The 13,896-nt window shown below is 62.2% G+C and carries 13 protein-coding genes; 7 read left to right on the top strand and 6 right to left on the bottom strand.

The genetic code is table 11. The features are described from left to right. Positions 1-69 precede the first annotated feature (69 nt). The 6 genes from gatC (at position 70) to BT116_RS06230 (ending at position 5,281) form a co-directional block, all read left to right on the top strand. A complete protein-coding gene (gene gatC, locus BT116_RS06255; RefSeq protein WP_072341227.1) occupies positions 70-357 on the top strand; it encodes an Asp-tRNA(Asn)/Glu-tRNA(Gln) amidotransferase subunit GatC in 288 nt (95 codons plus the stop codon). A gap of 16 nt (positions 358-373) precedes the next feature. Next, positions 374-1,825, top strand: a complete 1,452-nt coding sequence (gene gatA, locus BT116_RS06250) for an Asp-tRNA(Asn)/Glu-tRNA(Gln) amidotransferase subunit GatA (protein WP_072341224.1) — start codon at positions 374-376, stop codon at positions 1,823-1,825. Between the two features lie 10 nt (positions 1,826-1,835). Beyond that, positions 1,836-3,281 carry an Asp-tRNA(Asn)/Glu-tRNA(Gln) amidotransferase subunit GatB gene (gene gatB, locus BT116_RS06245; RefSeq protein WP_072341221.1) on the top strand — a complete coding sequence of 482 codons (1,446 nt, stop codon included), beginning with the start codon at positions 1,836-1,838 and terminating at the stop codon, positions 3,279-3,281. A gap of 134 nt (positions 3,282-3,415) precedes the next feature. Next, positions 3,416-3,793 carry a septal ring lytic transglycosylase RlpA family protein gene (locus tag BT116_RS06240; RefSeq protein WP_072341218.1) on the top strand — a complete coding sequence of 126 codons (378 nt, stop codon included), beginning with the start codon at positions 3,416-3,418 and terminating at the stop codon, positions 3,791-3,793. A 49-nt stretch (positions 3,794-3,842) separates the two neighbouring features. After that, the gene (locus tag BT116_RS06235) at positions 3,843-4,904 is read left to right on the top strand and encodes a calcium/sodium antiporter (RefSeq protein ID WP_072341271.1); all 1,062 of its coding nucleotides are present in this window, start codon (positions 3,843-3,845) and stop codon (positions 4,902-4,904) included. Then, entirely contained in the window at positions 4,901-5,281 is a 381-nt protein-coding gene (locus BT116_RS06230; protein WP_025211835.1) for a carboxymuconolactone decarboxylase family protein, read from the top strand. The genes BT116_RS06235 and BT116_RS06230 overlap by 4 nt, the downstream gene beginning before the upstream one ends. Positions 5,282-5,416: 135 nt before the next feature. Here BT116_RS06230 and BT116_RS06225 read toward each other — a convergent pair whose 3' ends face one another. From BT116_RS06225 to kdgD, 5 genes are all read right to left on the bottom strand, one after another. Next, positions 5,417-6,358, bottom strand: a complete 942-nt coding sequence (locus tag BT116_RS06225; RefSeq protein WP_072341215.1) for an AEC family transporter — start codon at positions 6,356-6,358, stop codon at positions 5,417-5,419. A 261-nt stretch (positions 6,359-6,619) separates the two neighbouring features. Next, positions 6,620-8,173, bottom strand: coding sequence for a galactarate dehydratase (gene garD, locus BT116_RS06220; RefSeq protein ID WP_072341212.1), 1,554 nt, complete (start codon positions 8,171-8,173; stop codon positions 6,620-6,622). A gap of 13 nt (positions 8,174-8,186) precedes the next feature. Beyond that, positions 8,187-9,551 carry an MFS transporter gene (locus BT116_RS06215; RefSeq protein WP_072341209.1) on the bottom strand — a complete coding sequence of 455 codons (1,365 nt, stop codon included), beginning with the start codon at positions 9,549-9,551 and terminating at the stop codon, positions 8,187-8,189. Positions 9,552-9,636: 85 nt separating this feature from the next. Further along, positions 9,637-11,082 carry an aldehyde dehydrogenase family protein gene (locus BT116_RS06210; RefSeq protein WP_003197801.1) on the bottom strand — a complete coding sequence of 482 codons (1,446 nt, stop codon included), beginning with the start codon at positions 11,080-11,082 and terminating at the stop codon, positions 9,637-9,639. A gap of 193 nt (positions 11,083-11,275) precedes the next feature. After that, positions 11,276-12,187 carry a 5-dehydro-4-deoxyglucarate dehydratase gene (gene kdgD / locus BT116_RS06205; RefSeq protein ID WP_072341201.1) on the bottom strand — a complete coding sequence of 304 codons (912 nt, stop codon included), beginning with the start codon at positions 12,185-12,187 and terminating at the stop codon, positions 11,276-11,278. Between the two features lie 373 nt (positions 12,188-12,560). Here kdgD and BT116_RS06200 point away from each other — a divergent pair, with 373 nt between their 5' ends. Then, a complete protein-coding gene (locus BT116_RS06200; RefSeq protein WP_072341198.1) occupies positions 12,561-12,920 on the top strand; it encodes a hypothetical protein in 360 nt (119 codons plus the stop codon). A 204-nt stretch (positions 12,921-13,124) separates the two neighbouring features. Here BT116_RS06200 and BT116_RS06195 read toward each other — a convergent pair whose 3' ends face one another. Then, on the bottom strand, positions 13,125-13,871 hold the full coding sequence (locus BT116_RS06195; protein ID WP_003197797.1) for a FadR/GntR family transcriptional regulator: 747 nt from the start codon (positions 13,869-13,871) through the stop codon (positions 13,125-13,127). Positions 13,872-13,896: the final 25 nt, after the last annotated feature.

Genomic DNA, 13,896 nt, shown 5'->3' with positions numbered 1-13,896 from the left:
TGCGGTAGTGTTCCGACAATCTAACACACGGACAGACTGCGTCCGTTTTGTTTTCCACTGGAGAATCCCATGGCGCTTGAACGCTCCGACGTGGAAAAAATCGCTCATCTGGCCTGTCTGGGCCTCAATGAAGCCGATCTTCCACACATCACTTCTGCCCTGAACAGCATTCTGGGGCTGGTCGACGAGATGCAGGCGGTCAATACCGACGGCATCGAACCACTGGCACACCCACTGGAAGCCAGCCAGCGCCTGCGCGCCGACGTCGTGACCGAGGCCAATCACCGCGAGGCCTACCAGTCCATCGCACCAGCGGTCGAAAACGGCCTGTACCTGGTTCCGAAAGTCATCGACTAAAGGGAAAGAGCCTCTCATGCATCACATGACCCTGGCCGAGATCGCCCGCGGACTCGCCGATAAAAAGTTTTCTTCCGAAGAGCTGACCCAGGTCCTGCTGGCGCGCATCGCCCAGCTCGACCCGCAGCTCAACAGCTTCATCAGCCTCACCCAGGAGCTGGCCCTGAGCCAGGCCAGGACCGCCGATGCCCGGCGCGCCAATGGTGAAACCGGTGCCCTGCTCGGTGCGCCGATTGCCCACAAGGACTTGTTCTGCACCCAGGGCATCCGCACCAGCTGCGGTTCGAAGATGCTCGACAACTTCAAGGCCCCGTACGATGCCACCGTGGTCGCCAAGCTGGCCGCCGCCGGCACCGTGACCCTGGGCAAGACCAACATGGACGAATTCGCCATGGGCTCGGCCAACGAGTCGAGCTACTACGGCGCGGTGAAAAATCCGTGGAACCTGGAACACGTACCGGGCGGCTCGTCTGGTGGTTCGGCCGCCGCCGTGGCCGCACGCCTGCTGCCGGCCGCCACCGCCACCGACACCGGCGGTTCGATTCGCCAACCGGCGGCGTTCACCAACCTCACTGGCCTCAAGCCCACCTACGGTCGCGTCTCGCGCTGGGGCATGATCGCCTACGCCTCCAGCCTCGACCAGGGCGGCCCGCTGGCCCGCACCGCCGAAGACTGCGCGATCCTGCTGCAAGGCATGGCCGGCTTCGACCCGAACGACTCCACCAGCATCGATGAGCCCGTGCCGGACTACAGCGCCAGCCTCAACGGCTCGCTGCAGGGCTTGCGCATCGGTGTGCCGAAGGAGTACTTCAGCGCCGGCCTCGACCCGCGCATCGCCGAGCTGGTCCACAACAGCGTCAAGGAGCTGGAGAAGCTCGGCGCGGTCATCAAGGAAATCAGCCTGCCGAACATGCAGCACGCGATTCCCGCGTACTACGTGATCGCCCCGGCGGAAGCGTCCTCGAACCTGTCACGCTTCGACGGCGTGCGCTTCGGCTATCGCTGCGAGAACCCGGAAAACCTGATCGACCTATACAAGCGCTCCCGTGGCGAAGGCTTCGGTGCCGAAGTGCAGCGCCGGATCATGGTCGGCGCCTACGCGCTGTCCGCCGGCTACTACGACGCCTACTACCTCAAGGCGCAGAAAATCCGTCGCCTGGTGAAGAACGACTTCATGGCCGCCTTCAATGAGGTCGACATCATCCTCGGCCCGACCACGCCGAACCCGGCCTGGAAACTCGGCGCCAAGAACAGTGACCCGGTCGCCGAGTACCTGGAAGACGTCTACACCATCACCGCCAACCTCGCCGGCTTGCCGGGCCTGTCCATGCCGGCCGGTTTCGTCGATGGCCTGCCGGTGGGCGTGCAGTTGCTCGCGCCGTATTTCCAGGAAGGCCGCCTGCTCAACGTGGCTCACCAGTATCAGTTGAACACTGACTGGCACACCCGCACCCCAACCGGCTTCTGAGGAGAAACACATGCAATGGGAAGTCGTGATCGGGCTGGAGATTCATACCCAGCTCACCACCCGGTCGAAAATCTTTTCCGGTAGCTCCACCACGTTCGGCTCCGAGCCCAACACCCAGGCCAGCCTGGTCGACCTGGGCATGCCCGGCGTGCTGCCGGTGCTCAATGCCGAAGCGGTGCGCATGGCGGTGATGTTCGGCCTGGCGATTGACGCCGAGATCGGCCAGCACAACGTGTTCGCCCGCAAGAACTACTTCTACCCGGACCTGCCCAAGGGCTACCAGATCAGCCAGATGGAATTGCCGATCGTCGGCAAGGGCCACCTGGACATCGCCCTGGAAGACGGCACGGTCAAGCGCGTCGGCATCACCCGGGCGCACCTGGAAGAAGACGCCGGCAAGAGCCTGCACGAAGAATTCAACGGTGCCACCGGCATCGACCTGAACCGCGCCGGCACGCCGCTGCTGGAAATCGTTTCCGAGCCGGACATGCGCAGCGCCAAGGAAGCCGTGGCCTACGTCAAGGCGATCCATGCGCTGGTGCGCTACCTGGGCATCTGCGATGGCAACATGGCCGAAGGCTCGCTGCGCTGCGACTGCAACGTGTCGATCCGGCCCAAGGGCCAAGTCGAATTCGGCACCCGCTGCGAGATCAAGAACGTCAACTCGTTCCGCTTCATCGAGAAGGCGATCAACAGCGAGATCCAGCGCCAGATCGAACTGATCGAGGACGGTGGCAAGGTCATCCAGCAGACCCGCCTGTACGACCCGAACAAGGACGAGACCCGTCCGATGCGCAGCAAGGAAGAAGCCAACGACTACCGTTACTTCCCCGACCCGGACCTGCTGCCGGTGGTCATCGAGAATTCGTTCCTCGACGAGGTGCGCGCCACCCTGCCGGAACTGCCGCCGCAAAAACGCGAGCGCTTCCAGGCGCAGTTCGGGCTGTCGAGCTATGACGCCAACGTCCTGGCCACCAGCCGCGAACAGGCCGATTACTTCGAGAAAGTCGTGAGTATCGGCGGCGACGCCAAGCTGGCGGCCAACTGGGTGATGGTGGAACTGGGCAGCCTGCTGAACAAACAGGGCCTGGAAATCGACCAGTCGCCGGTCTCGGCCGAGCAACTGGGCGGCATGCTGCTGCGGATCAAGGACAACACCATTTCCGGCAAGATCGCCAAGATGGTGTTCGAAGCCATGGCCAGTGGCGAGGGCAGCGCCGACGAGATCATCGAGAAGCGCGGCCTGAAGCAGGTCACCGATACCGGCGCCATCTCCGCCGTGCTCGATGAAATGCTCGCGGCCAACGCCGAGCAGGTCGAACAGTACCGCGCGGCAGACGAAGCCAAGCGCGGCAAGATGTTCGGCTTCTTCGTCGGCCAGGCCATGAAAGCCTCCAAGGGCAAGGCCAACCCGCAACAGGTCAACGAACTGCTCAAAAGCAAGCTCGAGGGCTGATTGATAGACGGTGATCGTTCCCACGCTCTGCGTGGGAACGCCTCACTGGACGCTCCGCGTCCGCTTTTTTGTGACGCAGAGCGTCACGGGCTGCATTCCCACGCAGAGCGTGGGAACGATCATGGGGTCATTGAATGAAGCGTCTCCTCGGCGCCTGCGCCCTGCTGTCCCTGCTGGCCGGTTGCGCCAGCCAGAGCGGGACGGTCGACCCACACGGCTACGACCAGACCGGCGTCGCCTCTTATTACGGTGCCAGGCACCACGGCAAGCGCACCGCCAGCGGCGAGCGTTTCGACCAGCACAGCCTGACCGCCGCCCATCGCCAGTTGCCGTTCGGCACCCGGGTGAAAATCACCAACCTGAGCAACAATGACAGCGTGGTGGTGCGCATCAACGACCGTGGCCCATACTCCCGAGGCCGCTTGATCGACGTGTCCCGCGAAGCCGCCGAGCAACTGGGCATGTTGCGCAGCGGCACCGCACGGGTGCGCGTGCAAGCCCTCGACGATTGATAGACGGAGCCCGGCCATTTCCCTACTCACCGCCCTACCGTTGCTCAGCCTGCTCGAACTGTTCGGCGCCCTGCTGTTGCTGATCGGCGGCGCCGAACTGCTGGTGCGTGCCGCCGTGGGCCTGGCGGCACGCTTGCAGGTACGACCACTGATCATTGGCCTGACCGTCGTCGCGCTCGGCAGCAGCGCCCCGCAAATGGCGGTCAGCCTGCAGGCGACCCTGGCGCAAAACGCCGACATCGCCGTGGGCAGTGTGATCGGCAGCAGCATCTTCAACATCCTCGTCACCCTCGGGCTGTCGGCGCTGATCATTCCGCTGCGTGTCTCGCGTCAGTTGGTGCGCCTGGACATCCCACTGATGATCGCCGCCGCGCTGCTGGTGTTCGTGCTGGCCTGGAACGAAGAGCTGACGCGACTGGACGGCGTGCTGCTGCTCATGGCCCTGGCGGTATACCTCGGCCTGTTGCTGCGTCAATCGCGGCACTCGGGACGGCCGCACACGGCGGGTATCGAGATGACCCGGGGGTCGTGGCCCAAGAGCCTGGCGATGATCGTGCTGGGCTTGGCAATGCTGATTTTCGCCGGGCACCTGCTGCTAGGCGCGGCGGTGGAAGTGGCGATGGACCTGGGGCTTTCGGAGCGCATCATCGGCCTGACCATCGTCGCCGTCAGCACCTCGCTGCCGGAACTCGCCACCTCGTTGATCGCCGCCCTGCGCGGCCAACGGGACATTGCGGTGGGTAACGTCATCGGCAGCAACCTGTTCAACCTGCTCGGGGTATTGGGGATAACCGCCCTCGCCGCTCCCACGCCACTGTCGGTCTCACCGAACGCCCTGGATTTCGACCTGCCAGTGATGCTCGGCGTGGCGGTGCTATGCCTGCCGGTGTTCTATTCCGGTTATCGTGTCACCCGCGCCGAAGGCCTGCTGTTGCTGGGGCTGTACCTGGCCTATGGGCTGCACGTGGTGTCCTTCACCACCGGCATGCCCCTGGCCGGCCAACTGGAACGGCTGATGCTGTTCTATGTGCTGCCGGCCCTGCTCGCGTTTTTGCTGTTCACCTCCCTGCGCGCCTGGCGCCGCCAACACCACAAGAGGGATTTGCCATGACCGACACTCCAAAGACCGGCCTGGACATGCGTCGCCAGGTCATGGGTGACGCATTCGTCGACCGCGCCCTGGGCAACGCCACCGAGTTCACCCAGCCATTGCAGGACTTCGTCAACGAACATGCCTGGGGCAGTGTCTGGCAACGTGAAGGCCTGCCGCTGAAGACCCGCAGCCTGATCACCCTGGCCGCCCTCACCGCCCTCAAGTGCCCACAGGAACTCAAAGGCCATGTGCGTGGTGCGCTGAACAATGGTTGCACGGTGGAAGAGATTCGCGAGGCATTGCTGCATTGTGCGGTGTATGCGGGCGTGCCGGCGGCGATCGATGCGTTTCGGGCGGCGCAGGAAGTGATCGATAGCTACCAGAAGCCGGAGTGATCGTTAGATCGCTATCGCGAGCAAGCTCGCTCCCACAGTTGACCGGCGCTGAACACAAAATTTGTGTACGCCACGAACCTCCTGTGGGAGCGGGCCTGCTCGCGAATGGATCGAGAGAGCAGCACAAATCCAAGCCTAGATCCACCCACCCCACTGCAACACAAAAATCCCCAGGTTGGTGGTAATCGCCGCCATCAGCGTGGTGATGACGATGATCGCCGCCGCCAGTTCATGATTGCCATCGGCCGCGCGGGCCATGACGTAACTGGCGGCGGCGGTGGGGCTGCCGAAGTACAGGAACAGGATCCCCAGCTCCGCCCCACGAAAGCCCCAGAGCCAGGCCCCGAGGGTGGTCAGCAGCGGCAGGCCGACCATCTTCACCAGGCTCGAACTCAGGGCCATCTTGCCGCTTTTGCGCAACGCCGCCAGCGACAGCGTGCCGCCGATGCAGATCAACGCCAGGGGCAAGGTCATTTGCGACAGGTACTTGGCCGAGGTTTCGAACCAGTTGGGCAGGCCGATGTGCCAATAAGCGAATGGCGCGGCGACGATCACGCTGATGATCAGCGGGTTGCTGATCACGCTTTTGCAGATGCTCCACGGATCGGACTTGATCACCGGGCTGTAGACCGCCAGCACGATGGTCGACAAGGTGTTGTAGAACAGGATCACCAGCGCCGCGAGAATCGCCCCCAGGGAAATCCCGTAGTCGCCATACATGCTCGCCGCCAGCGCCAGGCCGATGACCCCGTTGTTGCCGCGAAACGCACCCTGGGCATAGATGCCGCGATCTTCGCGCGGGCAGCGCCAGATCGCCCAGCCCCAGGCCATGGCGAAACTTGCCAGGGTAGCGACAGAAAAATAGATCAGCAGGTCGGGCTGCAACGCCGCATGCAGGTCGGCATGGAGGATGCCGAGGAACAACAGCGCCGGCATGGTGACGTTGAACACCAGGGACGAGGCGATGTGGATGAAGTTGTCGTTGATCCAATAGATGCGCTTGAGCAACACCCCCAGAAACAGCATGGCAAACACCGGCGCGGTGATGTTCAGGGTTTCGAGGAAAATTGCCAGCATGCCGGGGACCTTGAGAAGGGTGTCGTTAGGTGGCTAATGATAAGCCACTAACGACGTTGGCGTCTGGTGAAGCGCTATCGCGAGCAAGCTCGCTCCCACATTGGTTCTTTGGTAAACACAGAATCCACATTCACCGCAGCCCCCCTGTGGGAGCGAGCTTGCTCGCGATAGCGGCGGCACATTCGATATCTGTGCAAGCTGAAACACCGCCATCGCGAGCAAGCTCGCTCCCACACTGGGTCTCCAATGATCACGAAATCATCAGGTAATCGGCGCCGGGTTGAACAACGTGATGTCGTTGTGCAACTTATGCCGCTCGGCCCAGGTCTGTTTCTTGCCGCTGGCCACGTCCAGGTAGTAGTGGAACAGCTCCCAGCCCAGCTCCTCGATGGTCGCGCGTCCAGTGGCGATGCGACCGGCGTCGATGTCGATCAGGTCCGGCCAGCGCTGGGCCAGTTCGGTGCGGGTCGAGACTTTCACCACCGGGGCCATCGCCAAGCCGTACGGCGTGCCTCGGCCGGTAGTGAACACGTGCAGGTTCATCCCCGCCGCCAGTTGCAACGTGCCGCAGACAAAATCGCTGGCCGGTGTGGCGCAGAAGATCAGGCCCTTTTGCTTGAAGCGTTCGCCCGGGCCGAGCACGCCGTTGATCGCGCTGCTGCCGGACTTGACGATCGAGCCCAGGGATTTTTCGACGATGTTCGACAAGCCGCCCTTCTTGTTGCCCGGCGTGGTGTTGGCACTGCGATCGGCTTCCCCCTTGGCCAGGTAACGGTCGTACCAGTCCATTTCGCGCACCAGCTCCTGGGCGACTTCCTGGGTTTGCGCCCGGGAGGTCAGCAGGTAGATCGCATCGCGCACTTCGGTGACTTCGGAAAACATCACCGTCGCCCCCGCCCGCAGCAGCAGGTCCGAAGCGTAGCCCAGCGCCGGGTTGGCGGTGATGCCGGAGAACGCATCGCTGCCGCCGCACTGCATGCCCAGGATCAACTCCGAGGCCGGCACGGTTTCGCGGCGGCGCTGGTCGAGTTTCTTCAGGCGGGTTTCAGCCAGTTCCATGATCTGCTCGATCATTTCGGTGAAGCCGTGGCTGGAATCCTGCAAGCGATACAACCACGGCTCGCTGAGGTCCACCGAGCTGTCGTTTTCGTGCATCACCTGCCCGGCCTGCAATTTCTCGCAGCCCAGGCTGATCACCAATGCTTCGCCACCCAGGTTCGGATTGCGCGCCAGGTTGCGCACGGTGCGGATCGGGATGTACGCATCGGTGGCGGTGATCGCCACGCCGCAACCGTAGCTGTGGGTCAGCGCCACCACGTCATCGACATTCGGGTACTTGGGCAGCAATTCGTCCTTGATGCGCTTGACCGCGTGGTCCAGCACCCCGGTCACGCACTGCACCGTGGTGGTGATGCCCAAGATGTTGCGCGTGCCGACGGTGCCGTCGGCGTTGCGGTAGCCCTCGAAGGTGTAACCCTCCAGCGGCGCATCGGCCACCGGCACATCGGTGGACAGCGGCAAGCTGTCCAGCGGCGGCGCGGTGGGCATGCGCAACTGGTCTTCCTTGACCCAACTGCCACGGGGAATCGGTTGCAACGCGTAGCCAATGACCTGGCCGTAGCGAATCACCTCGCCCCCCTGGGGAATATCTGCCAGGGTGACCTTGTGGCTCTGGGGGACAAAGTCCACGGTAACCAGGCCGTCCGGGAACTCGGTCCCGGCCGGTACGCCTTGGTCATTGACGACGATCACTACGTTGTCCCGCTCATGCAAGCGGATGTAACGCGGCGAATCGGCATGTTCAATCAGTTGCATTGACGCCGCTCCTTCAGGATTTCGCTTCAGACAGGCTGGAGATGCCGGCATCCTTGGCCGTTGGTTCCTTGAGTACCACACGCTTGATCGGCCCAACGATGACCAGGTAGCTGAACACTGCCACCAGCGCGTTGCAACCGACGAACACCAGTGCCCATTTGAACGAACCGGTGGCGCTGATGATGTAGCCGATGACAATCGGGGTGGTGATCGACGCCAGGTTGCCGAAGGTGTTGAACAAGCCACCGCTCAGGCCGGCAATCTGTTTCGGCGAGGTATCGGACACCACGGCCCAGCCCAGTGCGCCCACGCCTTTACCGAAGAAGGCCAGGGCCATGAAGCCCACCACCATCCATTCGATGTCCACGTAGTTGCAGGCCACGATGCTGCTGGACACCAGCAGGCCCGCGATGATCGGCGCCTTGCGGGCGAAGGTCAGCGAATGGCCCTTGCGCAGCAGGTAATCGGAAATCACCCCGCCGAGCACACCGCCGATGAAACCGCAGATCGCCGGCAAGGACGCGATGAAACCGGCCTTGAGGATGGTCATGCCGCGTTCCTGCACCAGGTACACCGGGAACCAGGTCAGGAAGAAGTAAGTGATGCCGTTGATGCAGTATTGGCCCAGGTACACGCCGAGCATCATGCGGTTGGTCAGCAGTTGACGGATGTAATCCCACTTCGGACCGTCGGCTTTCTTTTCCTTGCCCTTGTCCTGGTCCATGTCGACCATCGCGCCGTTGGCGGCGATGTGATTGAACTCGGCTTCGTTGATCATCGGGTGCTGGCGCGGGCTGTAGATCACTTTCAGCCAGATCAGCGAGAACACGATGCCAATCACGCCCATCACGATGAACACGTGCTGCCAGCCGAAACGGTAGACGATCCAGCCCATCAGCGGTGCGAACAACACGGTGGCGAAATACTGCGCCGAGTTGAAAATCGCCGAGGCGGTGCCGCGTTCTGCGGTGGGGAACCAAGCGGCGACGATCCGTGCGTTGCCCGGGAAGGATGGCGCTTCGGCCAACCCCACCAGGAAGCGCAACATGAACAGCGCAACCACGGCCGTGGACATGCCGAATTCACCGACATAGCCTTGCAGCACGGTGAACAGCGACCAGGTGAAAATGCTCAAGGCATAGATTTTTTTCGACCCGAAACGGTCGAGCAGCCAGCCGCCAGGGATCTGCCCGGCCACATAGGCCCAACCGAAAGCGGAGAAGATATAACCGAGGGTAACGGCATCGATGCCGAGGTCTTTTTGCAGGCTGGAGCCTGCGATCGCGATGGTGGCACGGTCGGCATAGTTGATCGTCGTCACCAAAAACAGCATGAGCAGGATCAAATAGCGGACGTGTGTCGGCTTGGTCGCTTGCATGTAGAGGTACTCCCACTATTTATTTTTATGCGGGTCAGCAGATTGTGACGCCAGGACGGGATCACCCGCCCTGGCGGTGTCGCACTTACGATCCGATGTAAGAAGTTTTAACCACGGTGTAGAACTCTTGCGCGTAGCGACCTTGCTCACGCGAACCATAGGACGAACCTTTGCGCCCACCGAACGGCACGTGGTAATCCACGCCGGCGGTCGGCAGGTTGACCATCACCATGCCCGCCTGGGAATGGCGCTTGAAGTGGTTGGCATACTTCAGCGAGGTGGTGGCGATACCGGCCGACAGACCGAACTCGGTGTCATTGGCCATCGCCAGCGCTGCCTCATAGTCAGCCACGCGCACGACGTTGGCCACCGGGCCGAAGATCTCTTCGCGGCTGATGCGCATCGAGGCTTCGCTGTCGGCGAACAGGGTCGGCGCCAGGAAATAACCTTCGGTATCGCACGTCACCAAGCCACCACCGCTCACCAGCCGCGCACCTTCGCTCTGGCCGATGTCGATGTACTTCAAGTCCTGGCTGAGCTGGGCTTCGGAAACCACCGGGCCGATATCGGTGCCAGCCTTCAACGCATGGCCGACCTTGATCGACTGCATGCGCTCGGCCATGGCCTCGACGAACTTGTCGTGAATGCCAGCGGTGACGATCAGGCGACTCGAGGCCGTGCAACGCTGGCCAGTGGAGTAGAACGCACTCTGCACGGCCAGTTCGACGGCCTGCTTGAGGTCGGCGTCGTCGAGGATGATCTGCGGGTTCTTGCCGCCCATTTCCAACTGGACTTTGGCTTGTCGCGACACGCAGTTGACCGCGATCTGCCGGCCTACACCGACCGAGCCGGTGAAGCTGATGCCGTCGACTTTCGGGCTGTTGACCAGGACTTCACCGACCACACGGCCGCTGCCCATCACCAGGTTGAACGCACCGGCCGGGAAACCGGCGCGGGAAATGATTTCCGCCAGGGCCCAGGCACAACCCGGTACCAGCTCGGCGGGCTTGATCACCACGCAGTTGCCGTAGGCCAGGGCCGGGGCGATTTTCCAGGCAGGGATGGCGATTGGGAAGTTCCATGGGGTGATCAGGCCGACCACACCCAGGGCTTCGCGGGTGACTTCGACGTTGACGCCCGGACGCACCGACGGCACGTAATCGCCGGACAGACGCAGGCATTCACCGGCGAAAAATTTGAAAATGTTACCGGCGCGGGTCACTTCGCCGATGGCTTCGGGCAGGGTCTTGCCCTCTTCCCGGGCCAGCAATTGGCCGAGTTCTTCACGGCGGGCGAGGATCTCGCTGCCGACTTTGTCCAGCGCATCGTGACGGGCCTGGATGCCTGAGGTCGACCAGGCCGGAAACGCGGCGCGGGCGGCTTCGATGGCGGCATTGACTTGCGCTGCGTCAGCCTTGGCGTATTCACCGATGACATCGGACAGATCAGACGGGTTGATGTTGGTGCAGTAGTCAGCACCGGCCACCCACTGACCGTTGATGTAGTTATCGAAACGCTTTGAATCTGCCACGGATGCTCCTCCTAACAAAAAGCCTGTCTAGTCCCAAGATCATTCCCTCGCGCTGCGCGGGAACACCTCAACGGACGCTCCGCGTTCGGCTTAAGGGACGCAGAGCGTCCCTGGCTGCGCTCCCACGCAGAGCGTGGGAGCGATCAAGCCTTACGCAAAAGCCGCTGATTACTCAGCGGCCTTCTCGGGTCTGTTATTGCTTGCCTTGCTTGTCGATCAGCGCGGCCAGGGCTTCGTATTCTTCTGGCAGCAGATCGGTCAGCGGCGTGCGCACAGGACCTGCGTCGTAGCCGACGATTTTCGCGCCGGCCTTGACGATGCTCACCGCGTAACCGGCCTTGCGGTTGCGGATGTCCAGGTAAGGCAGGAAGAAGTCGTCGATGATTTTGCCGACGGTCTCGTGATCGTCGCGGGCAATGGCGTGGTAGAAGTCCATCGCGGTTTTCGGAATGAAGTTGAACACCGCCGAGGAGTAGACCGGCACGCCCAGGGCCTTGTAGGCCGCGGCATAGACTTCAGCGGTCGGCAGGCCGCCCAGGTAGCTGAAGCGATCGCCGAGGCGACGACGGATCGACACCATCAGTTCGATATCGCCCAGGCCATCCTTGTAGCCGATCAGGTTCGGGCAGCGCTCGGCCAGTTGCTCCAGCTGAGTGGCGTTCAGGCGGCAGACGTTGCGGTTGTACACCACCACGCCGATCTTCACCGATTTGCACACGGCTTCAACGTGGGCGGCGACGCCGTCCTGGCTGGCTTCGGTCAGGTAGTGCGGCAGCAGCAACAGGCCCTTGGCACCCAGGCGCTCGGCTTCTTGAGCGTATTCGATGGCCTGGCGGGTGGCACCGCCCACACCGGCCAGGATTGGCACGCTGGTCGCGCAAGTGTCGACGGCGGTCTTGATAACTTGCGAGTACTCGCTGGCGGCCAGGGAGAAGAATTCACCGGTGCCGCCCGCTGCGAACAGTGCAGAGGCGCCGTACGGGGCCAGCCACTCGAGACGCTTGATGTAGTTGTTGCGATTGAAATCGCCTTGGGCAGTGAAATCGGTGACCGGGAACGACAGCAGGCCAGACGAGAGGATGGACTTCAGTTCTTGTGGATTCATTATTCGAACACCCTGGGACGCAAATGATGTGTATGAAAAGGTTAAGCTTCGGCCAGAAGTTGTAGGTCATCGTACAACTTAAAATACACACGTCAACTGCATTTCGTCTTTTGTGCATCTGAAGGCATCGAGGGGTGGTCGCGAAGCCTTTGTAAACGGGGCCATCTGGCGGAATTGGCCAGCCAATGAAACTTGCGAGCGAGTGCCCCCGGACCGTTCATCGCGACTGTCAACTCTGTCAGTAGGCGACGTTACGGGACGAAGGCATAACGGCAGTGTGGCCGTGCGACGCCCGGCCGTGGTCCTTTTCCGAAACCTTTAAAGTGAGTCGCCCGTACGCGACGATCAGGGCCGTCTCACAAGGAGTGACATCATGGCGAAGACGTATGCGAAACCAACGCTCAAGGATTTTCCAGCCACCGGGGAAGTCACGATCAGCTTGTCAAAGACAAAGACGTTAACCGTGAAAATTCCGGATGCAGCCTTCGACCCGTATTCGAACGCCCAACTGACTCTGGGCGTCGGCTCGACACATCCAACTTCGGTAGGCGCATTTAGATCTCTGACCGAAGGCGAGGAAGGTACGCCACGCAAGGGTGTGACAGTGACGCTAACCAATGCCGACTTGACAGCTTACGTCGGCCAATTGGTTGAGCTTCGTTACGAGGTGAGTTACGAGAGCGGTAGGGACAGCGATATATCCGAGCCGCAAATGTTGCGGATCAGCGCGTAGGACGGCGTGCCTGTTATTTGGTCAGACAGGCGCACACCATTTCCCTGTGGCGAGGGGATTTATCCCCGTTGGGTTGCGCAGCGACCCCAGAAGTGACGATCCGATCAACCTGATACACCGAGGTATCAGTCTTGGGACTGCTTCGCAGCCCAGCGGGGATAAATCCCCTCGCCACAGCATGTGTCCAACGTATCCGAGCACATTTCAGCCCTGCGCCTGCGCCTCTTCATGGGCCTGGCGCAGCCTTTCACGGCTGTTGGTCAGGTGCAAACGCATGGCCGCGCGCGCCGCCTCGGAGTCCTGGCGGGCGATGGCGTCGTAGATCTCCTCGTGCTCACGGCTCAGGCGGTTCATGTAGCGCTGCTGGTCATCGTGGGCCAGGCGCGCCGAGTTCACCCGGGTACGCGGAATGATGCTGGTGCCCAGGTGGGTCATGATGTCGGTGAAGTAGCGGTTGCCGGTGGACAGAGCGATTTCCAGGTGGAAGGCGAAGTCCGAGGCCACCGCGTCGCTGGCGTGGGCGGCGCTTTCGTTCAAGGCGTCGAGGGCGGCGCGCATGGCGGCCAATTGCTCGTCGCTGCGTCGCTGCGCCGCCAACCCGGCGGATTCCACTTCCAGGCTGATGCGCAACTCCAGGATCGCCAGCACGTCACGCAAGGTGACCACGGTGGCCGGGTCGATGCGAAAACCGCTCGGGCTCGGCGTGTCCAGCACGAAAGTGCCGATGCCATGGCGGGTTTCCACCTGGCCGGCCGCCTGCAAGCGGGAAATCGCCTCGCGCACCACGGTTCGGCTGACGCCATGGGCTTCCATGATCGCCGACTCGGTGGGCAATTTATCGCCACGCTTGAGCAGGCCGTCGCGAATCTGCTCGGTCAACACCGTCACCAGCTCCTGCGCCAGGCTGCGGCGCTTGCGGGGAAAGCGTGGTACTTCGATCGGGTTTTCCATGGGGCTGTGTCTCGGTAAACGGCTG

It is taken from the genome of Pseudomonas sp. NFACC16-2, assembly GCF_900119205.1.
In the GTDB taxonomy this organism is placed as follows: domain Bacteria; phylum Pseudomonadota; class Gammaproteobacteria; order Pseudomonadales; family Pseudomonadaceae; genus Aquipseudomonas; species Aquipseudomonas fluorescens_Q.
The sequence above is the reverse complement of the archived record's forward strand: the minus strand, read 5'-3'. Positions and strand labels throughout refer to the sequence as shown.

Excerpts from the sequence above, each read along its gene's own strand:
- BT116_RS06215 (WP_072341209.1), bottom strand. The coding sequence starts at position 9,551 with ATGCAAGCGACCAAGCCGACACACGTCCGCTATTTGATCCTGCTCATG.
- BT116_RS06200 (WP_072341198.1), top strand. The coding sequence starts at position 12,561 with ATGGCGAAGACGTATGCGAAACCAACGCTCAAGGATTTTCCAGCCACC.
- BT116_RS06230 (WP_025211835.1), top strand. The coding sequence starts at position 4,901 with ATGACCGACACTCCAAAGACCGGCCTGGACATGCGTCGCCAGGTCATG.
- BT116_RS06240 (WP_072341218.1), top strand. The coding sequence starts at position 3,416 with ATGAAGCGTCTCCTCGGCGCCTGCGCCCTGCTGTCCCTGCTGGCCGGT.
- BT116_RS06225 (WP_072341215.1), bottom strand. The coding sequence starts at position 6,358 with ATGCTGGCAATTTTCCTCGAAACCCTGAACATCACCGCGCCGGTGTTT.
- gatB (WP_072341221.1), top strand. The coding sequence starts at position 1,836 with ATGCAATGGGAAGTCGTGATCGGGCTGGAGATTCATACCCAGCTCACC.
- kdgD (WP_072341201.1), bottom strand. The coding sequence starts at position 12,187 with ATGAATCCACAAGAACTGAAGTCCATCCTCTCGTCTGGCCTGCTGTCG.
- BT116_RS06195 (WP_003197797.1), bottom strand. The coding sequence starts at position 13,871 with ATGGAAAACCCGATCGAAGTACCACGCTTTCCCCGCAAGCGCCGCAGC.
- garD (WP_072341212.1), bottom strand. The coding sequence starts at position 8,173 with ATGCAACTGATTGAACATGCCGATTCGCCGCGTTACATCCGCTTGCAT.
- gatC (WP_072341227.1), top strand. The coding sequence starts at position 70 with ATGGCGCTTGAACGCTCCGACGTGGAAAAAATCGCTCATCTGGCCTGT.
- gatA (WP_072341224.1), top strand. The coding sequence starts at position 374 with ATGCATCACATGACCCTGGCCGAGATCGCCCGCGGACTCGCCGATAAA.